The following is a 26768-nucleotide window of genomic DNA, read 5'->3' on the forward strand; positions in this document are numbered from 1 at the left end:
ATATGAAGAGAATTGCTGTAATTGATATTGTTGGGCTTTCAAGTTCCGTAATTGGAGAACATACCCCGTTCATTGAGAAATTCATAAAACAGAATAGATTACGTAAGATCAAACCGGTACTTCCGGCATTGACCACCTCGGCGCAGACCACCTATTTGACCGGGGTCGCTCCGAGTGAACATGGGATCGTTGGTAACGGATGGTATGACCATACCGATTCTGAAATAAAATTCTGGAAACAATCCAACAAATTGGTCCAAGGCGAGAATATCTGGGTTACCGGAAAGAAACAGAATCCGGCCTTTACCTGTGCACAGATGTTCTGGTGGTACAACATGTACAATGATGCAGATTTCTCGGCCACACCAAGACCAAATTACTTGGCCGACGGCAGAAAGATGCCGGATTGTTATGCTTATCCCAGCAGCCTTCGCGATGAATTGACCGAAAAATTCGGAAAATTCCCTCTATTTAACTTCTGGGGTCCCAACGCCAATATCACCTCTTCCAATTGGATAGCCGATTCGGCCATGTATGTGGAGGAGAAACATCAACCGACCCTAAATCTGATATATCTTCCACATTTGGATTATTGCTTACAGAAATACGGTCCTAAAGGAGAAAGTGTCGCAGCGGAGTTGAAACAGATCGACCAGTTGGTTGAAAAACTTACGACATTCTTCCAAAAAAGAAATGTGGAAGTAGTCCTATTATCGGAATATGGTATTGGACCAGTCGATCAACCTATCCATATCAACAGGATCTTACGTAAAGAAGGCCTGATCGATATCCGGATTGAAAGAGGACTGGAACTATTGGATGCAGGAGCTTCAGAGGCATTTGCTGTTTCTGATCACCAGATTGCACATGTATATGCCAAAACACAAGAAACCCGAGATAAACTTAAAACCTTGTTGTCCAAGGTCGCTGGTGTGGCCAAGGTATTGGACAAAGAGGAACAGAAGGCCTATAAAATCGACCATGAGCGTTCTGGTGATTTGGTGCTTCTAGCCAACCCTAATGCTTGGTTCACCTATTACTTCTGGGAAGATGATGCTGTTGCACCAGACTATGCCAGAATGGTAGATATCCACAAGAAACCGGGCTACGATCCGGTGGAAATGTTTATGACCTCCAAGTCTAGGGCAATCGGCAAACTCATCTTGAAGAAAATAGGTTTTGCAGCTGTTCTGGATATTACTCCATTAGATGCATCATTGGTGAAAGGTTCACATGGCATTGTAGATGTAGACCCTGATTACTACCCGATCTTAATTGGTGATTTTGATGGATTGGACGAAAACGTGGAACCTACTTCCATCAAGCAAATTCTCCTCAACAAGATCTTTGTAGATAAAAAAGTGCAGGAAACTGTTGTTTCTCAATAAATGTAGATAATATGTAAATAGTCTGCATATGTTTAGTTAAAGATCAATAGGATAATCTTTTGCATCTTTAATTCATACAAATACAGCGCTATTATGTCATATCATGCTATAGAAAATTTGGTTGAAGATGCAGTTCACCTTCTGGAAAGATCTGATCTTTCTGTCGCGGAACAACGTAAAATCATTTTTAATATCTATCAATTCCAAAATCGGTTTGATACGAGCTATACTGTTTTACGTTGTTTCCCGTATTTGGAAAAAATCGGCTTTATCAAGAAGCTTCCCATTGATCAACATCCTGACTATAAAAAGAACCCCGATTATTTCAAAAACCTAGAAGATTCCGACTGGCTTCTCAGTGATGTCAACAATGAGGAGGCTGATGTTGTCTTTCAGGAGGACGGCTATTTTTTCCCTGAGTATGGTTCTGAAGCCTGGAAAAGATTGCTGGCTGCTGGACAATGGAAAGAAGCTCCCGAAGAAGTAGCGCATATTTCCATTCCACAATTGATCGCTGAAATGATTGACCTATCGGAAAAGCAAGGCAACAAGCAGCTGATGCATAATTTTTATCTTGCTTTTGTCAATGCCTATCTAGAAGCAGATATTGGCACAGAGGAAGGCTTGTCAAAAGATTTCGAGCAATGGGTAAATAATCCTGATTTGATCAGGTTACATGAACTCCTCAGCCAACATGATTTACTAAAGTTCAAAAAGAAGGAAACAGATTTTGAAGTCCCTAGACTTTCAGATGAATTGTCCGGTCTGATAGACCCTGATGAAAGAGCCAAGGTCAGTATGTTGATGGACCCCAAAAAATCTGTCGAAAAAATATATGCCAGCTACCTCAAGGAAAAAAAGGCAGCAGTGGAGTTACCTCAACATATCGCGATGATCTCAACCATGGTCAAGGAGAAGATGGAAATAAGTTCATGGATATTCTTGGAGGAAATGGTTGAACAACCCTTGGATAAATACAAGTGGGTTTGGTACAAAGATCTATCAGATGGTGTTAGAACAAGTCGTCTCTTTACGGAAATATGCTTAGAGGTAAATTTAAGTTCTATTTTCGCCATCCAATATGTACAGCATGGTTTGCTACTGGAATGGCAGGAGAAGTCGCTGAGCACGAACTTGGAAGACGCTCAGTTTAAGACCAATCCTTTCGAACTTATTGACAATGATGATGTCGAAAAGAATCTCAACTTTTTAGGCTTATGGGTTCTGCCGTTAAAATCTTCAGGAAAAAGGATCGCTACATCTACCGAACATTTCTTGCAATACTTAGATGCTGTGGGGACAGGTTATTTTGACAGGATCAATAAAGAGTTTCCTAAACCTTTCTTCGCTAAGCCATTTAATTCATATATTAAAATATTTGAATCCATGGAACCGATAAGCGATTTTTTATTGTTCAATGATCTGTATTCCATTAGTGAGATATTCATCCACAACCTCATTCATCAAGGCAAGGAAAAAGAAGCTCTGAAGATCTATGATACCATGGAAGGTCGATTGACGGATCGTTTTCGGGAAAATATACCTTGGTATAAGAATGAATTTTTACCCTTTATCAAGGCCATCAAAGCAGGTAAAAAACCAGCCTTGCCAGGTTTGTTCAAAAAGGATTAGTGACCTATCAACAAATTGTTCGTGGCATTTTAAACTACTTTTTGGATGCTCCCCCTTTTCCATTCCTTCGTTTGAACCAGGATGCCCATCGGCATCGCTCAGGGTACAGGATGAGAGGATGGACCAAGATCATAGTTGAGGACCTGTTGAAACACTTCTTAAACAACGGCACTGAACCATTGAATTTCGGAGATAATTATGGCAGTCTTATTCGGGTCTTATTCGAGACACATTCGGAAAATTCGGAATGTGTCTCGAATAAGGTCAATCGAAAAAGGCAATTATGAAAGATGAATAAGTTTCATTTTTGGAACCAATATTCTCATGATGGTCCAAGCCAATAGATAGGCTATCGAACACACGGCAAAGATGATAAAGTATCCAGATTCAATTCCTTCAAATCCAAAAACTTTCATATTGGTTTGTTCTGCATAGTCAAACAGAACGCCCGAAATTTTATTGATCAAGAAAGAGCCAACCCCACCAGCTAGACCACTTATACCGGTCACTGTCGCAATCGCCTTCTTTGGAAACATATCACCTACGGCCGAGAATATATTGGCAGACCATGATTGGTGCGCCGCTGCACTGATACCGATCAGGATAACCGGAAACCAATACGAATATTCGCCCAAGGGCTGTGCAAAGAGTATCAATAAAGGGAAGAACGCAAAGATCAGCATGGCTCTCATTCGTCCTGCATAAACCTCCATACCTTTCTTTTCTACAAAATAGGTCGGTAACCAGCCTCCGATGATGGACAACATGGTAATGGCATAGAGTACAAAGATGGCAATTTGTCCTTCAATATCAGAAGATTTAATATCATATACGGAACTTAAATAGGCCGGGAACCAAAACAAAAGAAACCACCATACCCCATCGGTCAGGAACTTCCCGAAGATCAATGCCCAGGTCTGTTTGAATTTTAAGCATTCACGGATGGAGACTTTTGCTTTCACAGTTTTATCGGCCTCTGCAACCTCTCCATGATCCACATCCTGCTTGATATAGGCGAGTTCAGCTGCATTCACGTGCGGGTTTTCTTCTGGCTTCTTGTACATAAACTGCCAGAATCCCATCCAAATGAAACCTAAGGCCCCAATAATAATGAATGACATTTCCCAACCGTATTTGGCTGCAATCACGGGAATAATCAATGGCGCTAAAAGTGCTCCAATGGTCGTCCCAGAGTTAAAGATGGAAGTAGAAAATGCCCGGTCCTTCTTTGGAAAGTATTCTACACAGGCTTTCATGGCTGCCGGAAAGTTTCCACCCTCCCCCAATGCCAGGATGATGCGTGCAAAAATAAAGACAGTGACAGAAATGTTAACCACCTTGGTTACATCTTCAATCCCGGCAATGATTTCCTTGGCCTGACCAAAACTGACCAACCATTCGCCTGCGAGCACACCGGAAGTGATCATGCCACAGAAAGCATGCAGGATAGCGCCTACCGACCAGATCGCGATTGCCCATAGATAGCCTTTTTTTGTTCCTAGCTTGTCGATAAAACGACCAGATAACAACATGGAAATGGCATAGACAATAGAGAATATGGCCGCAACATTACCATAGTCATTGTTTGTCCAATGGAATTCTGGGGCAATAAAATCTTTCCAGGTTAAGGAAAGGACTTGCCGATCCAGGTAATTGATGGTCGTTGCGAAAAATATCAGTGCACAAACTGTCCACCTATATTTCGTAGGTTTACTCGTATCCATAATTTGTTGTTTATGTTGGTAGATCCTTGGTTAAGATCTCAAAATTCCTAATTCCAAACCCCTTAATTCGGCCAGACCACGAAGTCTTCCAATTGCTGAATAACCAGGATTGGTCACTTTATCGATATCATCAAGCATTTGATGCCCATGGTCAGGTCTAAATGGAATAGCCAATGCTCTGCGTTGGTTTTCTTCACTCAAGCCCTTTACGATGGCATACATATCCACATCCCCATCCAAGTGATCTGCCTCATAAAAGCTTCCAATGGCATCACGTTTTACATTTCGCAGATGGGCAAAATGCACACGATGTTTCACTTTGTCCAGGATCTGAGGAAGGTTGTTTTTTGGACCAGCGCCCAAAGAACCCGTACAGAAACAGATTCCGTTGAATTCCCGTGGTTGTTCGGAAATAATATAGACTAAATCTTCTTCGTTGCTAACCACCCTAGGAAGCCCTAGGATTGCATACGGAGGATCGTCAGGGTGAATGGTCATCTTGATTCCATTGGCCTCACAGGTGTCCGCAATGGCCCCCAAGAAATAAAGCAAGTTCTGTTTCAAACCTTCCCGACCAATACTTTTGTAGATATTGATGCTATTTTGTAGGGATTCCAAGGTAATATCACCTTCACCTGGAATTCCCATCAGGATATTGAATTGTAGATCTGTTTTCTCTTCCGTAGACATCTTGTTGTACTTCTCCTCAGCTAGCTGTTGAATTTCTTGGGAATAGTCCTGCGCAGCTGCTTCTCTCTTTAGGATATAAATATCAAAGATAGCCAGGTCGATCCAATCAAAGTACAGCGCTTTGGAACCATCCTTCATGGTTAGGTCCAACTGGGTCCTTGTCCAATCCAGAACAGGCATAAAATTATAGCAGATCGTCTTGATACCACAAGCTGCTAAATTCTGCAACGATTGCTTATAGCGCTCAATATATTGGTCAGCCTCGGCAGATCTTGTTTTGATGGCTTCGTGGACAGGAACGGATTCTACAACCGACCAAGTCAATCCTGCTTCTTCAATTATCTTTTTCCTTTCCTGTATGTCCTCCAACGGCCATACTTCACCATGTGGGATATGATGCAAAGCCGAAACTATGCCAGTAGCCCCAGCTTGCTTCACATCTTGCAATGATACCGGATCATTAGGTCCGTACCATCGCCAAGTTTGTTCTAAGAATTTTTTGTTTTCCATGTTATACGCCACACCAAGAGTTAAAGCCACCATCGACAAAAATGATCTCGCCAGAAACAAATGCCGAAGCATCGCTTAAGAGATAAACTAAGGTTCCTTCCAATTCAGACGGGTCACCCAATCTTCGATATGGTGTCCCATTGATAAACTTCTGTGCCCTGTCGGTATAACTGCCATCTGTATTGGTCAATAGGGTCTTGTTTTGCTCCGTTAAGAAGACACCCGGCGCAATAGCATTGACACGCACTTTGTCTCCATAACGCAAAGCTAATTCAGTGGACATCCATTTGGTGAAGCCATCAATGGCATGCTTGGCTACGGTATAGCCCAGCACACGGGTCAAGGGTCTTGATGCTGCCAAGGAAGAAATATTGATAATGGAACCCTTGCCCTTGTTAGCAATAAGTTCCCCAAAAATCAAGGTCGGGATTATGGTTCCATAAAGGTTAAGCTCGATTGCTTTTATGGTATCCTGGATTTTATTGTCAAATAGGTTTTGATCATCAGCGATCGTTGCACCAGGGATGTTTCCTCCCACGGCATTGATCAGGCCATCGATGCTACCATAACGGTTCACGATCTGTTGTTTGGCATCCTTGACCGACTGCTCATCCATCACATCGGCAACAATACCTATGGCTTCTGCCCCGAGGTCATTGGCCATGCTGATACGTTCATTGATTTTTTCTTGGTTTCTCCCGATAATACAGATTTTAGCGCCCGCTTCAGCTAATGCCTTTACGAAGGATTTGCCCAAAATTCCGGTGCCTCCTGTAATAACGATAACTTTATCTTTTAGGGAGAATTTATCTAGAATAGTCATAGTTTATAGTTGATTATTATCCAATAATACAGAAATTAAAGGGAAAAATCGGCATGGAAATCAGGATTATTACTTAAACGTTTTCGTAAAATCGCTGCAACAATCCATCAAAAACTATTATATTGTTGTTCAGTTTGACCTATGCCACAGATATTAACATTCGGAGAAGTATTGTATCGCCTTCAAAGCCTCAGTGAGTCGATTTTTGAGGGTGGAAATAATCGTTTAAAAATTTTTCCAGGGGGTTCGGAAGCCAATGTTGCTGTTGGCTTGGCCCAAATGGGGGATCAGGTCCAGTTCTATTCGGCCTTTCCTGAGAATACCCTCGCAAAGGAGCTGCTGGAGAGTATACAACATGTAGGTGTGGATTGTTCCAAGGCTATCCGTATTGGGGATCGCATCGGCAGCTATATCCTCCTTTCGGCAAATGGCCTGAGCAGTGGCGAGGTGGTATATGATAGAAAGTATTCTAGTTTCAGCCTGTTAAAACCTGAGGATATCGATTTTGACCTTCTTTTCCAAGATGTGGATTGGTTCCATTGGTCAGCATTGACCCCAGCACTTTCCGCAGACATGGCAATCCTGATGGAAACGGTACTGAAGGAGGCCGATCAAAGGGGGATCACGATATCTGTGGACCTCAATTTCCGGAGCAAACTCTGGAAATATGGTAAAGAACCTCTGGAAATCATGCCAGATTTGGTCGCTTATTGTGATGTTATTATGGGGAATATCTGGGCGGCACAAAACATGCTGGATAGCCCTGTGGAAATAGGACTAAATCGCCAGACAACCAAAGAAATTTATTTCAATAGTTCCCAAATCTCAGCAAAGCATATTTTTGAGGCTTTCCCGAAAGCGAAACATATCGCCAATACCTTCAGGTTCATGGACCATCCAAAACATAATCTGTTTTATGGCACATACCATAACAGAAACGAGGACAGCATTTCAGCCACTTTTGAAACAGAAGCTGTAATCGATAGGATCGGTAGTGGGGATGCGTTTATGGCGGGGCTGATCCATGCCCTAAGGCAAGGTTTGCCTGCACAGGAAACCATAGACTTCGCAACAGGAGCTGGTTATCAAAAATTATTTGTAGAAGGAGATTTTGGAAATGGAAAAGCCAACTAAGATGAAAGAAGAAATTATCAAAGAAATCATTCGAAATCCAGTCTTACCTGTTTTTTATGATGATGACGTCAATACATGCATTCAGGCCCTACAAAGCTGCTATGAAGGCGGTATTAGGGTTTTTGAATTTGTAAATCGTGGTGCGGAAGCGGAACAGAATTTCAAAGCTTTGCGTAACTATAAGGAAGAGCACTTCCCCGATCTGAAACTGGGGATAGGAACCATCATGCATGCGGATGATGCAGACCGTTTTATTGAACTGGGAGCAGACTTTTTGGTGAGTCCTATTTTTTCGGAATGTGTTGCGAGTTCTGCCAAGAAGAATAACATCCTTTGGATACCGGGCTGCATGACGCCTACTGAAATTGCGGATGCCCAATTGGCTGGTTGTACTTTCGTGAAACTATTTCCCGGCGATACCTTAGGTCCTGGATTTCTGAAAAGCATCAAACCGATCTTCCCAAATTTACGGTTTATGCCGACGGGTGGCGTAGACTGTACGCAGGAAAGCATCAACAAATGGTTTGAAGCCGGCGTCAGTGCTGTGGGACTTGGCTCGAAACTGTTCGTGAAAGTCAATGGAAAGTATGAATTTGGGCAGATTGCTGAAAATTGCAGAAACCTATTAAATTGGGCAAAAAGAGGGGCTTGATCTGCTACAGACTGATCTCGACCAATTGTTTGTTTTCAAGAATAGATCTTTCAAACTTGCGGATATTCCGCTTATCGATCAGCACCTCAAGCTCGATGGTCAATAAATCGGCAGACATGGTCTGCTTTTTTATTTTCACATGCTTAGAAAGCGGCCTGATATCTGTCAGCAACTGATCCTTGGCATCCAGGTCCTCCCTTTTCATACTGACACTCACCAAGCGCACGATGTTGTGGATCACATATTTGTTCAATAAGGGTCCCGAAACAATAATGGCAAAACATGCGAGCAAGAAAATGGCCGCAATGACATAGACTCCAAAACCGATGGCCATTCCAATGGCTGCTGACATCCAGATAATACTGGCGGTAGTCAATCCATTCACATTCACCCCATCTTTGAAGATTACCCCAGCACCTAGGAAACCAATCCCTGAAACCACGTACGAGGCTATCCGAGTGGCATCCTCCGATTCTCCAGCACCCAATTTAAAGGATAGCAAGGAAAACAGGGTACTCCCCAGACAGATAATGGAAATGGTCTTGAAACCAGCCGACTTATCCTTCCACTCGCGCTCAAATCCCAATACAAATCCGGCACAAAGTGATAATACGGCTTTCAACAAGTCATTCCAATCCCATACAAGTTGAGTGATGATAAAGTCGATAGATGCGATGTCAGTCATAATCAGAGGAACAAATATAATATGAAATTGTTAATAAAAATCTTTAATTCTCCCAAAAACAAAAAAGCTCGGCTACAGGAGCCGAGCTTTTTATATATCCTTTAGGAAGGTTAATTCCTAAATCTTTCGATATTAATCTTCTTCTTTAGAAGCCAACAACTGATCGTATTCTTCACGAGAACCTACGATGATGTTGCTGTATTGGCGTAAACCTGTTCCTGAAGGGATTAAGTGACCAACAATTACGTTTTCTTTCAATCCTAACAAGTTATCACGTTTACCTGCGATAGCAGCTTCGTTCAATACTTTGGTAGTTTCCTGGAAGGAAGCAGCAGAGATAAATGACTTCGTACCTAATGAAGCTCTGGTAATACCTTGCAACAATGGACTAGAGGTAGCTGGAATAGCATCACGCACTTCCACTAATTTCAAGTCTTGACGTTTCAAGCTAGAGTTTTCTTCACGTAATTTACGAAGGTTTACGATCTGTCCTGGACGCAATGATTTAGAATCACCTGCATCTACAACCACTTTCTTGTCGTAAAGTGAATCGTTTTCTTCCATGAAATCCCATTTGTTAACAGCTTCTTTTTCTAAGAAACGAGTATCTCCTGGATCTTCGATATTCACTTTCTGCATCATTTGGTGAACGATGGTTTCGAAGTGTTTATCGTTGATTTTCACACCTTGTAGACGGTAAACCTCTTGGATACCATTTACAATGTATTCCTGAACTGCAGAAGGACCTTTGATCGATAAGATGTCCGAAGGGGAAATCTGACCGTCTGAAAGTGGCATACCCGCTTTGATAAAGTCATTATCCTGTACCAAGATGTGTTTAGAAAGTGGTACTAAGTATTTCTTCACTTGTCCGTCACGGGACTCGATCGAAATCTCACGGTTACCACGCTTAACACCACCTAAAGTTACAACACCGTCAATTTCAGTAACAACCGCTGGGTTTGAAGGATTACGAGCCTCGAACAACTCTGTTACACGAGGAAGACCACCCGTAATATCTCGGGTCTTACCTGTAGAACGAGGGATCTTAACTAAGATCGCACCTTCTTTCACTTTTTGGCCATCAGATACCGAAACGTGTGCTCCTACTGGAATGTTGTATGAACGAATGATTTCGCCTTTGTTATCCAATACTTTGATCGTAGGGTTTTTAGTCTTATCACGAGTCTCGATGATCACCTTCTCTTTGTGTCCAGTTTGTTCATCAGATTCCTCACGGTAAGTAATACCTTCGATAATCGCATCAAATTCTACCTTACCTGCAAATTCAGAGATAATTACAGCGTTGTATGGATCCCAGTCTACCAACTTGGTTCCTTTATCCACTTTCTCTCCTTCTTTCACGTATAGGTTCGATCCGTAAGGGATGATTTGTTGGTAAAGGACTTTCTTATCGTCATTTACAACCTTAATCTCTCCTGAACGACCCAATACAACTTGGTAAGGACCGAATTCACCTTCTTTTTCTACTGTACGAACGTTCTCAAATTCGATTTTACCATCGTATTTAGAGATGATCGAAGATTCAGCAGCAATGTTAGATGCCGTACCACCGACGTGGAATGTACGAAGTGTCAACTGTGTACCTGGCTCACCGATTGACTGAGCAGCAATTACACCAACAGCTTCACCTAATTGAACACGTTTACCTGACGCTAAGTTACGTCCGTAACAACATGCACAAACTCCACGCTTAGACTCACAAGTTAATACAGAACGGATTTCAACTCCTTCAATTCCTGCATTCTCGATTGCCTCAGCAACTTCTTCCGTGATATCATCATTTGCAGCAACGATCAATTCGTTAGTCTCCGGATGAACAACATCGTTCAATGGCGTACGTCCTAAAATACGGTCGTACAATGGTTCAACGATATCATCATTATCCTTAAGCGCTGTAGTATAGATACCGCGTAAACCGTTACAGTCTTGCTCAACAACAATCATATCCTGAGCAACATCATGTAAACGACGAGTTAAGTAACCCGCATCGGCTGTTTTCAACGCTGTATCGGCAAGACCTTTACGAGCACCGTGGGTAGAGATAAAGTACTCCAATACCGACAAACCTTCTTTGAAGTTTGAAAGGATCGGGTTTTCAATAATCTCACCACCTGAAGTACCAGATTTCTGAGGTTTCGCCATCAAACCACGCATACCGCATAACTGACGGATCTGCTCTTTCGATCCACGAGCTCCAGAATCCAACATCATGTATACAGAGTTGAAACCTTGGTTATCGTTCGAAAGGATATCCATAACGTGCGCAGTCAACTTGTTGTTGATACGTGTCCAGATATCGATGATTTGGTTATAACGTTCGTTGTTCGTAATGAAACCCATGTTATAGTTGTTCATTACTTCTTCAACTTCGTTTGTAGCTTGAGTGATCAAATCAGCTTTCGCAGCAGGAATGTTCAAATCTTGAAGGTTGAACGATAGACCACCTTTGAATGCTGTTTGGAATCCTAATTCTTTCATGTCATCCAAGAATTTCGCTGCACGAGCCATACCCGTGTTCTTCACGATCTCTCCAATGACATTACGAAGTGACTTCTTGGTCAATAGTTCATTGATGTATCCTACCTCTTCTGGAACGATTTGGTTGAAGATCACACGACCTACAGTCGTTTCAATGATTTGATCTTTGAACTCTCCTTCTTTAGTCTTAACGCGAGCTTTAACCTTGATAAAGGAGTGAAGATCTACTTTTGCTTCGTTCAAGGCAATGATTACCTCTTCTGCTGAATAGAAAGTACTTCCTTCACCTTTCATCACAAGCTTGTCATCAGTCTTACGGCCTTTGGTAATATAGTAAAGACCCAATACCATGTCTTGAGATGGTACTGTAACTGGTGAACCGTTTGCAGGGTTAAGAATGTTGTGTGCTGCCAACATCAAGATTTGGGCTTCCAAAATTGCAGCATTACCTAATGGTAAGTGAACTGCCATCTGGTCACCGTCGAAATCGGCGTTGAACGCTGTACACACTAATGGGTGTAATTGGATCGCTTTACCCTCAACTAAGGTTGGTTGGAAAGCCTGAATACCCAAACGGTGAAGCGTAGGTGCACGGTTTAGTAATACTGGGTGACCTTTCAACACGTTCTCAAGGATATCCCATACTACTGGATCTTTGCGATCTACGATTTTCTTCGCTGACTTAACTGTCTTTACGATTCCCCTTTCGATCATCTTACGGATGATAAACGGTTTGTAAAGCTCAGCAGCCATATCTTTAGGAAGACCACACTCGTGTAATTTCAAGTGAGGACCAACGACGATTACCGAACGAGCCGAGTAGTCAACACGCTTACCTAATAAGTTCTGACGGAAACGACCTTGCTTACCTTTAAGGATATCCGATAAAGATTTTAAAGCACGGTTACCTTCAGTCTTAACAGCATTTACCTTACGTGAGTTATCGAATAACGAGTCAACAGCTTCTTGAAGCATACGTTTCTCGTTACGTAAGATTACCTCTGGAGCTTTGATCTCGATCAAACGCTTCAAACGGTTGTTACGGATAATTACACGACGGTAAAGGTCATTTAAGTCTGAAGTCGCAAAACGACCACCATCCAAAGGAACTAAAGGACGTAACTCTGGTGGGATAATAGGTACGATCTTAACGATCATCCATTCCGGACGGTTTTCGATATGATCATTAGCACCACGGAAAGCCTCAACAACATGAAGACGTTTCAACGCCTCATTCTTACGTTGCTGTGAAGTTTCGTTCGCTGCTTGGTGACGAAGATCGTATGACAATTGGTCTAAGTCTAGACGTTTCAACAAATCTTCCAATGCCTCTGCACCCATCTTAGCGATGAATTTCTGAGGATCATTGTCATCCAAGTATTGGTTTTCTTTTGGAAGGGTATCCAAGATATCTAGATATTCCTCTTCTGTCAAGAAATCCATGTATGAAATACCATCTTCTTCTTTGATACCAGCTTGGATAACCACGTATCTCTCGTAGTAGATGATCATATCCAACTTCTTCGTTGGAAGGCCTAATAAATAACCAATTTTGTTAGGTAGAGAACGGAAGTACCAGATATGAGCAACCGGAACCACCAAGTTGATGTGTCCCATACGCTCACGACGTACTTTCTTCTCTGTAACTTCAACACCACAACGGTCACAAACGATCCCTTTATAACGGATACGCTTGTACTTACCACAGTGACATTCGTAGTCTTTTACTGGACCGAAAATACGCTCACAGAATAGACCATCACGTTCTGGTTTATAAGTACGGTAGTTGATAGTTTCTGGTTTAGTAACCTCACCACTTGAACGCTCCAAAATAGTTTCTGGAGAAGCTAAGCTGATCGTAATCGATGTAAAGTTACTTTTGATTTTGTTATCTTTTTTGTAAGACATACTTAGTAAAAAGTTAAAGCTGTATGTGAAAGCTTAAGAAGGTTATGCACCTTCTTAAGCTCAATTTGCTTGATTAATCTAATGTGATATCTAAACCTAATCCGCGTAGCTCGTGTACCAATACGTTGAACGATTCTGGTACCGATGGAGTTGGCAGGTTGTTTCCTTTTACGATTGCCTCGTAAGTTTTCGCACGACCTACAACATCATCAGATTTAACAGTCAAGATCTCTTGTAGGATGTTGGAAGCACCGAATGCCTCTAACGCCCAAACCTCCATCTCACCGAAACGCTGACCACCGAACTGTGCCTTACCACCTAATGGTTGTTGAGTAATCAACGAGTATGGTCCAATTGAACGTGCGTGCATCTTATCATCAACCATGTGTCCTAATTTCAACATGTAGATTACTCCAACTGTTGTAGGTTGGTCAAAACGATCACCTGTCAATCCATTATATAGGTAAGTACGACCTGACTTAGGTAATCCTGCTTTCTCAACCCACTCTTCTACTTGGTCCATTTCTGCACCGTCAAAGATCGGAGTAGCGAATTTAACACCTAATTTTTGTCCTGCCCAGCCTAATACAGTTTCATAGATCTGTCCAAGGTTCATACGCGAAGGTACCCCTAGTGGGTTCAACACGATATCAACTGGAGTTCCGTCTTCTAAGAAAGGCATGTCCTCATCACGTACAATACGTGCAACAATACCTTTGTTACCGTGACGTCCCGCCATCTTATCTCCTACTTTCAGCTTACGTTTTTTGGCAACATATACCTTCGCCATCTGAACGATACCCGATGGAAGCTCATCACCGACAGAGATTGCAAATTTCTCACGCTTGAATGCACCTAACTCCTCATTAACTTTAATGTTGTAGTTGTGCAATGCAAGTTTGATCATGTCATTCTTGTCATCATCAGTAGTCCATCCTGTAGGATTAACGTTGTTATAGTCAAGATCAGTAAGGATCTTTTGAGTAAACTTAGCGCCCTTAGCTACCAATAATTCTTTGTAAACATTGTAAATACCTTGAGAGGTCTTACCATTTACGATCGTGAATAATTTCTCAACCAAACGATCTTTAAGAATCTTGATGTTTCTATCGTGAGCAACTTCTAGTTTCTCTAAAGCTTTACGTTCAACTTCTTTAGACATTTTCTTCGCACGAGAGAATAACTTCGTATCGATAACCACACCTTTGATTGATGGTGGAGTTTTCAATGAAGCATCCTTCACATCACCAGCTTTGTCACCAAAGATTGCACGTAATAACTTCTCTTCTGGTGAAGGGTCAGATTCTCCCTTAGGAGTGATCTTACCAATTAAGATATCACCTTCGCCAACCTCAGCACCAACACGGATAATACCGTTTTCATCAAGGTCTTTCGTAGCTTCTTCTGAAACGTTAGGAATATCAGCTGTTAATTCCTCTTCACCACGTTTAGTATCACGAACTTCAAGTTCGAATTCTTCAATGTGTAATGAAGTGAATAAATCCTGAGATACTACACGCTCAGAGATTACGATCGCATCCTCAAAGTTGTATCCTTGCCAAGGCATGAATGCCACTTTCAAGTTTCTACCTAATGCCAATTCACCATCTTCGGTTGCATAGCCTTCACATAATACCTGACCTTTTTCAACTCTTTGTCCTTTCGTAACGATCGGTTTCAAGTTGATACAGGTATTTTGGTTGGTTTTCTTGAACTTGGTCAATCTATATGCTTTCACATCATCATCGAATGATACCAAACGATCGTTGTCGTTTCTATCGTAACGGATGTGAATTTCTTGTGCATCTACATATTCTACTGTTCCGTTTCCTTCTGCGTTGATCAACGTACGGGAATCTTTCGCTACACGAGCTTCCAATCCAGTACCTACAACCGGTGCTTGCGGACGCAACAAAGGAACTGCTTGACGTTGCATGTTGGAACCCATCAATGCACGGTTGGCATCATCATGCTCCAAGAAAGGAATCAATGAAGCCGCGATTGATGTAATCTGGTTCGGAGAAACGTCCATATAGTCTAATTTCTCAGGTTCAATAATCGGGAAGTCACCCTCATATCTAGCTTTTACTTTAGCGTCTAAGAAATTACCTTTATCATCATAAAGAGCATTTGCTTGCGCAATTGTCTTATCGTCTTCATCTTCAGCTGACAAATAAACAACTGGCTTATCCACTACCACCTTACCATCAGAAACGATACGGTATGGAGTTTCGATAAATCCTAGGTTATTGATTTTCGCGTGAACTGACAATGAAGAAATCAAACCAATGTTTGGACCCTCTGGAGTTTCAATTGTACACAAACGACCGTAGTGCGTATAGTGAACGTCACGTACCTCGAAACCGGCACGCTCTCTTGAAAGACCACCTGGACCTAAAGCTGATAGACGACGTTTGTGCGTAATCTCAGCCAATGGGTTGGTTTGATCCATGAACTGTGATAACTGGTTCGTTCCGAAGAATGAGTTGATCACTGATGACAATGTACGCGCATTAATCAAGTCAGTAGGCGTAAACACCTCGTTATCACGAATGTTCATACGCTCACGGATGGTACGAGCCATACGAGCTAGACCTACACCGAATTGCGCATATAATTGCTCACCAACCGTACGAACACGACGGTTAGATAAGTGGTCGATATCATCCACCTCTGCTTTCGAGTTGATCAGGTTGATCAAGTACTTCACGATAGCGATGATATCTTCACGGGTCAATACTTTTGTATCCGACGGAGTATCAAGTTTCAATTTACGGTTGATACGGTATCTACCCACATCACCTAAATCGTAACGTTTATCCGAGAAGAACAAACGGTCAATGATACCACGTGCAGTTTCCTCATCAGGTGGTTCTGCGTTACGCAATTGACGATAGATATGCTCTACCGCTTCTTTCTCTGAGTTGGAAGTATCTTTTTGTAAAGTGTTATATATAATCGAATAGTCCGCATTGTTTGACTCATCTTCCTTGGTCAGGATAATGGATTTCACTCCAGCGTCGATGATCAGGTCAATGTGGTCTTCTTCTAATATGGTTTCACGTTCAAGGATGATCTCGTTACGGTCGATGGATACTACTTCTCCTGTATCTTCGTCCACGAAATCTTCTGTCCATTTGTTCAATACCCTAGCCGCTAAACGACGACCAACGTATTTCTTCAATCCAGATTTACTAACTTTTACTTCATCTGCAAGGTCGAAAAGTTCTAAGATTTCCTTATCCGAATCGAAACCGATTGCACGTAACAAGGTAGTAACTGGGAATTTTTTCTTACGATCGATGTAGGCATACATCACGTTGTTCACGTCTGTTGCAAACTCGATCCAAGAACCTTTAAAAGGAATAACCCTAGCAGAATAAAGTTTAGTACCATTGGTATGTCTACTTTGACCAAAGAACACACCAGGGGAACGGTGCAATTGAGAAACGATAACACGTTCAGCTCCATTGATTACGAAAGTACCTTTTGGAGTCATGTACGGAATAGTTCCTAAGTACACGTCTTGTACAATGGTTTCGAAATCTTCGTGTTCTTCATCATTACAAGACAACTTCAATTTAGCCTTTAAAGGTACGCTATAAGTCAATCCACGTTCAATACACTCTTGGATATCGTAACGCGGTGGATCAATGAAATAATCCAAAAACTCTAGCACAAAGATGTTTCTTGAATCAGAAATAGGGAAGTTTTCTGCGAAAACCTTGTAAAGCCCTTCCTGATGGCGGTTGTCAGAAGTAGTCTCTAATTGAAAAAACTCCTTGAAAGACTCTAATTGTACGTCCAAGAAATCCGGATAATCAATTACCTTCTTACTTGTCGCAAAATTTACTCTTTCTTTTTGAATATTATTGTTTGCCAAGGGAATAAGAATTTAGTTTTAAAAAACTGAGCTAACATCTGCTGATTCCGTCTTCCGATCAAGCATCAGCAGGGGCTTGATCCATACACTATATTTATAAACAGGAATAGACTCTGATAGATTTGGACTATCAGAGTCTAAGTTTTTGGTGCCTTATGCGAGATTACTTAATCTCAACAACAGCTCCAGCTTCTTCTAATTGTTTTTTCAAAGCTTCAGCTTCGTCTTTAGAAACACCAGTTTTTAATTCTTTAGGTGCACCGTCAACTAAGTCTTTTGCTTCTTTCAAACCTAAACCAGCTAAATCTTTAACTAATTTTACGACAGCTAATTTCTGGCCACCAGCTTCTTTCAAGATTACATCGAAAGATGTTTTCTCTTCAGCAGCAGCAGCACCGTCACCAGCACCAGGAGCAGCAGCAACAGCTACAGCAGCAGCAGCAGGCTCAATACCGTATTCGTCTTTTAAGATATCAGCTAATTCTTTAACTTCTTTTACTGTTAAGTTAACTAACTGTTCAGCAAGTTGTTTTAAATCTGCCATTTTATTTTGAATTTTTGAATGTTCTTTTAAAAAAATTGTTAATTAAAATTTAACGAACGTTTGTTATTAAACTGAGGGTTCGTTAGCCTCTTTCTTCTAAAGCTTTTACTAAGCCTGAAATTGTATTTCCGCCTGATTGAAGCGCAGAAATAACATTCTTCGCAGGAGATTGAAGTAAAGCAATAACGTCTGCAATAAGTTCTTCCTTAGATTTAAGGGTCACTAATGCGTCAAGTTGGTTGTCGCCTACAAAAGCAGTCTCTTGTATGTATGCTGCTTTTAATACTGGCTTGTCACCTTCTTTACGTAATTGTTTGATCAATTTCGCTGGAGCATTCCCTGTTTCGGAAAACATAAGGGTTGAAGCTCCTTTTAATACGCCAAAGATCTCTTCTGAATCTACACCCGCCTCTAACAACGCTTTCTTAATCAAGGTGTTTTTCACAACCTTAATCTCGATTCCCTGCTCGAAACATTTACGACGAATATTATTCACCTTTTCTACAGTCAGATTAGCAGTGTCAGCAATATAAAAATTACCGTAAGATTTAATCTGTTCTGCTAAAGCTTCAACAATTTCATGTTTAAGTTCTTTTCTCATGATTAAATTCCTGCTACTGATTTAGTTTCAATATGAATACTAGGACTCATAGTTGAAGAAATGTGAATACTCTTGAAGTACGTTCCTTTTGCTGCAGACGGTTTCAAACGTGAAATTGTTTGTAACACTTCTAATGCGTTGTCATAGATTTTATCTGCGTCGAAAGACACTTTACCAACTGAAGTGTGGATGATACCTGTTTTGTCAACCTTGAAGTCGATCTTACCAGCTTTTACCTCAGTCACAGCTTTTCCAACTTCTGGAGTTACTGTTCCTGTTTTAGGGTTAGGCATTAAGTTTCTTGGACCTAAAATACGACCCAATTTACCTACTTTCGCCATAACACTAGGCATTGTGATGATAATGTCAACGTCAGTCCAACCACCTTCGATTTTGCTGATATAGTCATCAAGACCTACGTAGTCTGCACCTGCCGCCTTAGCTTCTTCTTCCTTGTCAGGAGTACATAAAACTAATACACGTACCGTCTTACCAGTACCGTGTGGCAATGTTGCAATACCACGAACCATTTGATTTGCTTTACGAGGATCTACGCCCAAACGAACGTCGATATCCACAGAAGCATCAAATTTGGTGTTGGTGATCTCTTTTACTAAAGCCGCAGCTTCTTTCAAAGAGTATGCTTTACCAGCTTCAATTTTGGATAGTGCCGCTTTTTGATTTTTTGTTAATCTAGCCACTTTCTTAAACTGATTTCGTTAATTAATTTTTCCAAGGAGCATCACCAGATACAGTGATACCCATACTACGCGCTGTACCAGCAACCATTCTCATAGCTGATTCTACAGTAAATGCATTCAAATCTGGCATCTTATCTTCCGCAATCTGTTTTACTTGATCCCATGAAATGGAAGCAACTTTCTTACGGTTAGGCTCTCCCGATCCACTCTTAAGCTTCGCTGCATCTTTTAACTGAACAGCTACCGGTGGAGTTTTAATGATAAAATCAAAAGATTTGTCGGCATATACAGTGATCACAACAGGTAATACTTGACCTGGTTTGTCTTGCGTACGAGCGTTAAATTGCTTACAGAAATCCATAATGTTCACACCTTTAGCACCTAATGCAGGTCCTACCGGTGGAGATGGATTCGCAGCTCCGCCCTTCACTTGTAATTTTACTAACGCACTGACTTCTTTTGCCATTTTTTCTGTGATTTAATTTGTTAAATGTTTGTTAGTAAGTTGGAAGCAATAACGTAACATTTAATTCTCGATGGCAACAAAACATAGTTTTGCAACCAAACGAGGTGCAAAGATAACTAAATATCTGATAATAAAAAAGTATTTTTTCTTTTTTTATTTACCTAGTAATAAGCGCACTTGGTCCCCCCAAGCCCCGATCATCAGGTCCGGAATCTTATCCCCATTCACGTCCCCCACATCGATCCCCCAAGCTCGCTCCACCGTCACCTTCGGAATGGCCTCCTCCGTGGCAAAACTGAACTTGCCCGAACCATCATTCTTCAAGGCCTGAACCTGCATCGCCTCAAATGGCGGAATCTTCAAGGCACTTAATATAATATCTAGATCTCCGTCGCGATCAAAGTCGATCACATTACAGGCATAAGTTGAAAATTCATAGGCGGGGATCCTTGCCTCCGTTTCATCGACAAATTTCCCATCGCCTTTATTTATAAATAGGCGTCCCGTAGGGTTCCGCTCTTTCTTACCCCCATTGCTAGTCAGGTTCGCAAAGAAAATATCGTTCTTTCCATCCTTATCGGCATCAAAAACGATGACCTCCCTACTGTGCAATGGTTCGCTAGTCTGCAATGCACCTTCCTGTTCGGTAAACTTTCCCTTCCCGTCATTGAAATACAGACGGCTTGGCGGAGCCTCCGTTGCCAGTACCATATCCAGGTCTCCGTCTCCATCGGCATCAAATAACTTAACCGACTGCACCTCATCCATGTTGTCAGGGATACTGCCAGGAGGAGAATCAACCAAATATCCTGGTTTGTTAGGGTCATTTAACCAAACCAAGGTCCTTGCCCCTTCTCCCGTATTGCCGATGACCACATCGGGCAATCCATCTCCATTGACATCACCTATATCCAAGCCATTCCCTTCACTCTTGCCCAATAGGCGGTCCGAAACATTCCGGAAGGTTCCATCCCCATTCCCAAGATAGTATTCATGGGTCTTATTGTCCTCTGCGACAAAAATGACATCTGCAAAACCATCATTGTCCATATCAGCTACACGGACATGCTCTGTATCATTGTTCTCATTGGCAAAGACATCCTTCATCCAGGTAAAGTTGCCATTACCATCATTGATATAAAGGCGGTTAGGCAACATTTCCAGTGCAAATATGGCATCCAATGCGCCATCTCCATTCACATCGACCAAAGCTACATCCAAAGCATGCGTTTTTGGATCCAAAGGTATGCTGCCTTCCGTAACATCAGAAAAATAAGCGGTCTCATTATCTTGTGCAAAAACATGATTTCCTGAGCTCAGGCCAAGGAAAATCAATGCAAGTCCCAAATATTTGGGTTTAAAATCTTGAATAATCATAAGCTTATTTTTTATAAGGTTTACAGAAATTGTGTCTATAACTACTTAATATCAACAGTTTACAGCAACATTTGTTTGTATAGCCTATTTCAGGCCTTCATACAGCGCCTTGCTCAAGGTCAACTGATCATCATCACCCTTAAATTCCCAATACATGGCTCCAAGGATACCTTGGGATTTTATATAAGCAGCTTTTTCCCTGATGGATTTCTCATTTTCAAAGGTCAGGACCAACTTCCCGGTGCTGTCCACGAGATAAGGTACTTTCGATTGATCATCCCATTTTTCTTTAAACTGGGTCAACTTCGGTATGTTGCGGAACATCACAAAATCACTGACCTGAACTTTATCTCCCCTTCCATAGAATGGAATACCCATCACCAATTTGCTTTTTGGAACACCGGCATCAATATGCGCCTGCAGGGCTTCAACTAAGGTAATACGCCCAGCCAGATCCGATTTATACAAACTGTTATGCTGCAATGGAGGTTTCGAAACATCATACATCATGATATTTACAAAATCAATATCCTTATCGATCGCTCTAAAATCAATATACTTTCCATCAGCAATCGTCGCCAAGGTCAATAGCTTTTTCGGTCCGATAGCCTTGCGGATATCATGCATCAAAAGCGTAAAGTTCTTGGTGTCGTCAGGAGAAGAAGAGATCCCAGCTTCATCACTGGTTGGGTACTCCCAATCAATATCGATCCCATCCAGATCAAATTCCTTCACGATCTTTTGGCAATCTTTCGCAAAGCCCAATCTATTGTTCTTGTCTGCCGCCATTTCACTGAAACGTCCCGAGGTCCAGCCACCGATCGACAACAGGATCTTCAGGTCCGGATGCTTCTTCTTTAAGGTCACGATCTCCTTCAGTCTAGCTGGATTGTCCACTTTTACACCATTGAAGGTCTCGTTTACATGGCCAAAGGCATAATTGATATGGCTGATCAGGTTAGGATCAGGCAGCGGACCTTTCCCCGAAGTAACATAAGCGATGATTACAGGCTTCTTACCCTGTGCAACCAAGGTAAATGGAACTGCAAACAGCATAATCAGAGCCATTAGGATCAGCTTGTTCGTGTGGTTTCTTTTCATGGTAATATAATATTATAGTTTAAGTTTTATTCCAAAACGGTTCAATAAGATACCAAACCATAGCATGGCATAAGCCCATAGTAAGGAGCCTGATACAGCTAACCACATGTGATCAGCTTGTTTGTAGAAAAACAAGGGAATTCCGAATCCCCAAACCAAGAAATAGATCAGGTCTGGAGCCAAATAGGTAGTTAGTGAATTTTGACCTGCCAACTCAAAAAGTCGGCTATAACGGCTATTGCCCCTTACATCAATAAAATAATAGACCAAAACAAAAAGCAGGATACTGATGCCATTGCAAAGCAGGCCCCAGGAAGGAGTCGCTTGAATCTTGGAGACGATGAACCATTGATGGAATATCAAGCCTGCAATCAAGCTAATAAGGCCGTACATAGCTAAATAAATGGCCAACTTCTTCCAATCCGTGGCATATTTCTTAACAATCAGGGTTGCTGCCATTCCGGAAAGGACAATCATCGGCACATTGCCATGCAGGACAACGTCAAAGAACTCCTGGAAAGAGAACATTTGCGGAATCCAACCGCTCAAGGAGGCTACATTCAGAAAAAGGAAAAAGACAATTGCCAAAAATGCTGCCCATAATTTATCCCTAAGGAGGAGATAGACCGAACCTGCCACCAGATATCCCCATCCGATCTGCCCCAAAATGCCCCACCAACTCTTCTCAAACCATGCTGGAGATTCGGGAGTTCCAGCCCGGAATACATAGGCCAAACCAAGTAGCCCTACAATCCCCAACAATTTCAGTCCAACAAAAAGGTTCTTATTTCTATCCTTCGGATAGTTGTTCCAGATCAAAAAGATACAGATGTAGACCAGCCCAAGCCATAATAGCTTGTTCATACCGGTCATTTGCGGGTTCAAGCTGCTGGAATTAACCACCAACAGACCAATGATGATCAAGCTGATCGACCTACTGATGATATGGAACCAGATCTGCCAAGTAGGCTCTCCAATTTTCCGTCTTGCCGCAACGGCATAGGGAATAGCCATACCCACCATAAATAGAAAACCTGGGAATACCCAATCAGCCAGTCCCATGCCATCGACCTCCGCTTCCGTGTGCAAAAGCCATTTCGGCACCCCCGGCATAAAAAGATCATTGACAAACAACATCAGAAAAAGGGTAAGGCCCCGCATGATATCAATAGCACGGACCCGTAATTTCTTAGGCTCCGCTGGGAAAGAAGGAATAGATGGTGACTTCGACATCTTTAATTTAGGTAATTCAATTCCTAAATATACAAAATTGAATCGGACTTGAGTCTTGTACTGGATCTCGATGGTTATCGAGCGGAGCAGAGCAATCCTTCCGTTACTTTTGAAGCCCAAATTAACCAAAACCGACGAAGGAGCTCACGGATACCATAAACAACTCGAATCCGTAACGCTTCGGCTCATTTAAGATGGCTTTTCGCGCCATCCACTACACATGAAAAGAATGCCTGGATGTCGAGGATGCTTTCAAGAAATTCTCCCCTTAGATGGGAGAATTTCTTGAAAGCATCCAAGGCCAATCCCATCGCACATGGCAACGGCATTCTTTCCATTTTTCCGCCATTGGAAATGAGCCGCCGGCTAAAGGGCTTCCTTCGGAAGGATTGATGTATACAGAAAACCCCTAGCAGGGGTGGAATCTTTGTAGAAAGTGTATGTTCTTATGACGAACCCACAGCGTGGATGAAATATTTTTCAATCTCAGGACACTTCCAATTCTGAACGGATAGTGAAGAATCTGTACGGGTATATATTTAAAATACATGTCATCCATAATCTTCGATTATGGAACCGTACGCCAATGCAATCCGTAATAATAGTTATGATCTTGGTCCATCCTCCCATCCCGTTTGGCGAGCGCAGTCGAGCCACATCCTGATACATTCCATGATCTTGGCCCATCCTCTCATCCTCGTGTGGCGAGCGGAGTCGAGCCACATCCTGGTTCAAAATCCAGATCTTGGCCCATCCTCTCATCCTCGTGTGGCGAGCGGAGTCGAGCCACATCTTGGTTCAAAAAAAAGCCCTATCCAAATGGATAGGGCTTCTTATGTCTATGTCTTTTGTCTACTGACTAAAAGAGCTTACTCTTTTTCAACCTGCATATAGTTCAGCTCGAGTGGAGTTTTACGACCGAATACTTTTACCATTACGGTCAATTTCTTCTTGTCTTCGTGTACCTCTTCGATTTCACCTGTAAATCCGTTGAAAGGACCGTCGTTTACTTTTACGGTCTCACCAACGTAATAAGGAACGCTGATTGATTCACCTTGTTCAGCCATTTCGTCAACCTTACCTAAAATACGGTTAACTTCAGCTGGACGTAGAGGGATAGCATTACCTGCTTTATCACCTAAGAATCCAATTACACTATTTACGTTTTTGATTGCGTGTTCGATCTCACCGTCCAAAGCCGCTTCGATCAAAACATACCCAGGGTAGTAGTTACGTTCTTTGGCAACTTTCTTGCCATCGCGCATTTGGTAGTATTTCTCCATCGGGATTAATACTTGGGTCACCAAATGTTGTATGCCTAAGCGGTTAATTTCAGCTTCAAGGTATTGCTTAACCTTTTTCTCTTTTCCGCTAACAGCACGCACAACGTACCACTTTAAACTTTGATCTGCCATAATACTGTTGGATTAGAAAATTAAGACGCTGTATTGTACAGCAGTTCCATTACATTGCTTGATGCTTTATCCATTATGAAAATTACCAACGCAATAATAACAGATGCAACAAGTACAATAACCGCATGACTTTGTAGTTGCGCCCATGTAGGCCAAGTCACTTTCTCAGTAACCTCTGTATAAGAGTCCTTAATAAAATCAAGTACTTTTGCCATTTTTTAAGTTTCTATTTTTATTAGCACGGGCACTAGGATTCGAACCCAGATCGAAGGTTTTGGAGACCTCTATTCTACCATTGAACTATGCCCGTGTAGATTTTTTTGATGATGCAAATATAGGCTTTAGACCCCATTGCAGCAAATATTATTTCAATTTATTTGCGATTTCCGCAAGATTTTTTTCTGGTCAATCTATTCCTATTTTGCCCTGGAACTCCCCTACTTCGCTAAGTGTTTGAGCCTCAACAAAAATGAATAATTAGAAAAAATAAGCTAATTAGCCGGAGCTAATTAGCTTATCTTTTATTTAGATAATCCCTAAGGACTATTTAATGATTTCAGTTACCTGACCAGCACCTACTGTTCTACCACCTTCACGGATAGCGAAACGTAGACCTTTTTCCATAGCGATAGCGTTGATCAACTTAACAGTGATTGTTACGTTATCACCTGGCATAACCATCTCAGTACCTTCTTCTAGAGTGATCTCTCCAGTTACGTCAGTTGTACGGAAATAGAATTGAGGACGGTATTTGTTGAAGAACGGAGTGTGACGACCACCTTCTGCTTTCGACAATACGTAAACCTCAGCTTTGAAGTCTGTGTGTGGAGTTACTGAACCTGGTTTACAGATAACCATACCACGACGGATATCAGTTTTCTCAATACCACGTAACAATAAACCTACGTTATCACCAGCCTCACCGTAATCTAAGATCTTACGGAACATCTCAACACCTGTTACTGTAGATTTCAAGTTTTCAGCACCCATACCTAAGATCTCAACTGGATCACCAGAGTTGATTACACCTCTTTCGATACGACCTGTTGCAACTGTACCACGACCTGTGATCGAGAATACGTCTTCAATAGGCATCAAGAAAGGAAGATCTGTCAAACGTGGAGGGATTGGAATGTAGTTATCTACAGCATCCATCAATTCCATGATTGAATCAACCCATTGAGTCTCTCCGTTCAATGCACCTAATGCAGAACCTTTGATTACTGGAACATCGTCACCTGGGAATTCGTAGAATGATAATAATTCACGAACTTCCATCTCAACTAAGTCTAATAACTCAGCGTCATCAACTAAGTCAACTTTGTTCAAGAAAACTACTAACGCAGGAACACCTACCTGACGAGCTAATAGGATGTGCTCGCGAGTTTGAGGCATAGGACCATCTGTAGCAGCAACTACGATGATAGCTCCATCCATCTGTGCAGCACCAGTTACCATGTTCTTAACGTAATCGGCGTGACCTGGACAGTCAACGTGTGCATAGTGACGGTTAGCTGTTTGGTATTCTACGTGTGAAGTGTTAATTGTGATACCACGCTCTTTCTCTTCAGGAGCAGAGTCAATTGAATCAAATGAACGAGCCTCTGAAAAACCTTTATCAGCTAAAACTTTAGTGATAGCAGCTGTTGTAGTTGTTTTACCGTGGTCAACGTGACCGATAGTACCAATGTTTAAGTGGGGTTTACTACGGTCAAATTTCTCTTTTGCCATGTTTATGCGAATTAGTAATTATAAAATATTTCTTTTAATTAATCTTACAAAGTTACAAAACTTATGTA

Annotated in this window: 22 protein-coding genes and 1 tRNA gene; 4 read left to right on the plus strand and 19 right to left on the minus strand. The window is 41.8% G+C overall.

Annotation, left to right across the window (positions count from 1 at the left end):
• The first annotated feature begins 2 nt into the window (after window positions 1-2).
• A complete protein-coding gene (locus tag RT138_RS09160; protein ID WP_313190430.1) occupies window positions 3-1388 on the plus strand; it encodes an alkaline phosphatase family protein in 1386 nt (461 codons plus the stop codon).
• Between the two features lie 93 nt (window positions 1389-1481).
• The gene (locus RT138_RS09165; RefSeq protein ID WP_313190431.1) at window positions 1482-3020 is read left to right on the plus strand and encodes a hypothetical protein; all 1539 of its coding nucleotides are present in this window, start codon (window positions 1482-1484) and stop codon (window positions 3018-3020) included.
• A 281-nt stretch (window positions 3021-3301) separates the two neighbouring features.
• Here RT138_RS09165 and RT138_RS09170 read toward each other — a convergent pair whose 3' ends face one another.
• Genes RT138_RS09170 through RT138_RS09180 form a run of 3 tightly spaced genes read right to left on the minus strand, consistent with a single transcriptional unit; the run spans window position 3302 to window position 6767 of the window.
• Window positions 3302-4744, minus strand: a complete 1443-nt coding sequence (locus RT138_RS09170) for an MFS transporter (RefSeq protein ID WP_313190432.1) — start codon at window positions 4742-4744, stop codon at window positions 3302-3304.
• Between the two features lie 30 nt (window positions 4745-4774).
• Window positions 4775-5944 carry a mannonate dehydratase gene (uxuA, locus tag RT138_RS09175; RefSeq protein WP_313190433.1) on the minus strand — a complete coding sequence of 390 codons (1170 nt, stop codon included), beginning with the start codon at window positions 5942-5944 and terminating at the stop codon, window positions 4775-4777.
• Window position 5945: 1 nt separating this feature from the next.
• Window positions 5946-6767: an SDR family oxidoreductase gene (locus tag RT138_RS09180; protein ID WP_313190434.1), complete on the minus strand. Its 822-nt coding sequence runs from the start codon at window positions 6765-6767 to the stop codon at window positions 5946-5948.
• 141 nt (window positions 6768-6908) lie between these two features.
• On the opposite strand from RT138_RS09180, the gene RT138_RS09185 reads away from it, so the two are divergent.
• Both RT138_RS09185 and RT138_RS09190 read left to right on the plus strand, forming a co-directional pair.
• On the plus strand, window positions 6909-7901 hold the full coding sequence (locus tag RT138_RS09185) for a sugar kinase (protein ID WP_313190435.1): 993 nt from the start codon (window positions 6909-6911) through the stop codon (window positions 7899-7901).
• A 1-nt stretch (window position 7902) separates the two neighbouring features.
• Entirely contained in the window at window positions 7903-8553 is a 651-nt protein-coding gene (locus RT138_RS09190) for a bifunctional 4-hydroxy-2-oxoglutarate aldolase/2-dehydro-3-deoxy-phosphogluconate aldolase (RefSeq protein ID WP_313190436.1), read from the plus strand.
• Window positions 8554-8557: 4 nt separating this feature from the next.
• Here the strand turns inward: RT138_RS09190 and RT138_RS09195 are convergent, their stop codons facing one another.
• The 16 genes from RT138_RS09195 to tuf all read right to left on the minus strand — a co-directional run bounded on the left by RT138_RS09195 (window position 8558) and on the right by tuf (window position 26700).
• Window positions 8558-9238, minus strand: coding sequence for an MgtC/SapB family protein (locus RT138_RS09195; protein WP_313190437.1), 681 nt, complete (start codon window positions 9236-9238; stop codon window positions 8558-8560).
• 132 nt (window positions 9239-9370) lie between these two features.
• Window positions 9371-13648 carry a DNA-directed RNA polymerase subunit beta' gene (rpoC, locus tag RT138_RS09200; RefSeq protein WP_313190438.1) on the minus strand — a complete coding sequence of 1426 codons (4278 nt, stop codon included), beginning with the start codon at window positions 13646-13648 and terminating at the stop codon, window positions 9371-9373.
• Window positions 13649-13721: 73 nt separating this feature from the next.
• The gene (gene rpoB / locus RT138_RS09205; RefSeq protein WP_185211030.1) at window positions 13722-17531 is read right to left on the minus strand and encodes a DNA-directed RNA polymerase subunit beta; all 3810 of its coding nucleotides are present in this window, start codon (window positions 17529-17531) and stop codon (window positions 13722-13724) included.
• A 163-nt stretch (window positions 17532-17694) separates the two neighbouring features.
• Window positions 17695-18075 (minus strand): 50S ribosomal protein L7/L12, encoded by a 381-nt coding sequence (rplL, locus tag RT138_RS09210; RefSeq protein WP_093098564.1) that lies wholly within the window; start codon window positions 18073-18075, stop codon window positions 17695-17697.
• Between the two features lie 82 nt (window positions 18076-18157).
• Window positions 18158-18676 carry a 50S ribosomal protein L10 gene (gene rplJ, locus RT138_RS09215; RefSeq protein WP_093098563.1) on the minus strand — a complete coding sequence of 173 codons (519 nt, stop codon included), beginning with the start codon at window positions 18674-18676 and terminating at the stop codon, window positions 18158-18160.
• Window positions 18677-18678: 2 nt separating this feature from the next.
• On the minus strand, window positions 18679-19377 hold the full coding sequence (gene rplA / locus RT138_RS09220; RefSeq protein ID WP_093098561.1) for a 50S ribosomal protein L1: 699 nt from the start codon (window positions 19375-19377) through the stop codon (window positions 18679-18681).
• Window positions 19378-19399: 22 nt separating this feature from the next.
• Window positions 19400-19843, minus strand: coding sequence for a 50S ribosomal protein L11 (rplK, locus tag RT138_RS09225; protein ID WP_185211031.1), 444 nt, complete (start codon window positions 19841-19843; stop codon window positions 19400-19402).
• Window positions 19844-19996: 153 nt separating this feature from the next.
• Complete coding sequence (locus tag RT138_RS09230; RefSeq protein ID WP_313190439.1) at window positions 19997-21220, minus strand: VCBS repeat-containing protein; 1224 nt, start codon at window positions 21218-21220, stop codon at window positions 19997-19999.
• 84 nt (window positions 21221-21304) lie between these two features.
• Window positions 21305-22321 carry a glycoside hydrolase family 18 protein gene (locus RT138_RS09235; protein WP_313190440.1) on the minus strand — a complete coding sequence of 339 codons (1017 nt, stop codon included), beginning with the start codon at window positions 22319-22321 and terminating at the stop codon, window positions 21305-21307.
• 12 nt (window positions 22322-22333) lie between these two features.
• A complete protein-coding gene (locus tag RT138_RS09240) occupies window positions 22334-23554 on the minus strand; it encodes a DUF5009 domain-containing protein (protein ID WP_313190441.1) in 1221 nt (406 codons plus the stop codon).
• Window positions 23555-23739: 185 nt separating this feature from the next.
• Window positions 23740-23892 carry a hypothetical protein gene (locus tag RT138_RS09245; RefSeq protein WP_313190442.1) on the minus strand — a complete coding sequence of 51 codons (153 nt, stop codon included), beginning with the start codon at window positions 23890-23892 and terminating at the stop codon, window positions 23740-23742.
• Between the two features lie 148 nt (window positions 23893-24040).
• Complete coding sequence (locus RT138_RS09250; RefSeq protein ID WP_313190443.1) at window positions 24041-24346, minus strand: hypothetical protein; 306 nt, start codon at window positions 24344-24346, stop codon at window positions 24041-24043.
• A 77-nt stretch (window positions 24347-24423) separates the two neighbouring features.
• Window positions 24424-24969, minus strand: a complete 546-nt coding sequence (gene nusG, locus RT138_RS09255; protein WP_093098554.1) for a transcription termination/antitermination protein NusG — start codon at window positions 24967-24969, stop codon at window positions 24424-24426.
• Window positions 24970-24989: 20 nt separating this feature from the next.
• Complete coding sequence (secE, locus tag RT138_RS09260; RefSeq protein ID WP_094255409.1) at window positions 24990-25184, minus strand: preprotein translocase subunit SecE; 195 nt, start codon at window positions 25182-25184, stop codon at window positions 24990-24992.
• Window positions 25185-25208: 24 nt separating this feature from the next.
• A tRNA-Trp gene (locus RT138_RS09265) sits at window positions 25209-25279 on the minus strand.
• Between the two features lie 233 nt (window positions 25280-25512).
• On the minus strand, window positions 25513-26700 hold the full coding sequence (tuf, locus tag RT138_RS09270; RefSeq protein ID WP_093098550.1) for an elongation factor Tu: 1188 nt from the start codon (window positions 26698-26700) through the stop codon (window positions 25513-25515).
• Window positions 26701-26768: the final 68 nt, after the last annotated feature.

Origin of the sequence: Sphingobacterium sp. (assembly GCF_032065005.1) — a bacterium.
In the GTDB taxonomy this organism is placed as follows: domain Bacteria; phylum Bacteroidota; class Bacteroidia; order Sphingobacteriales; family Sphingobacteriaceae; genus Sphingobacterium.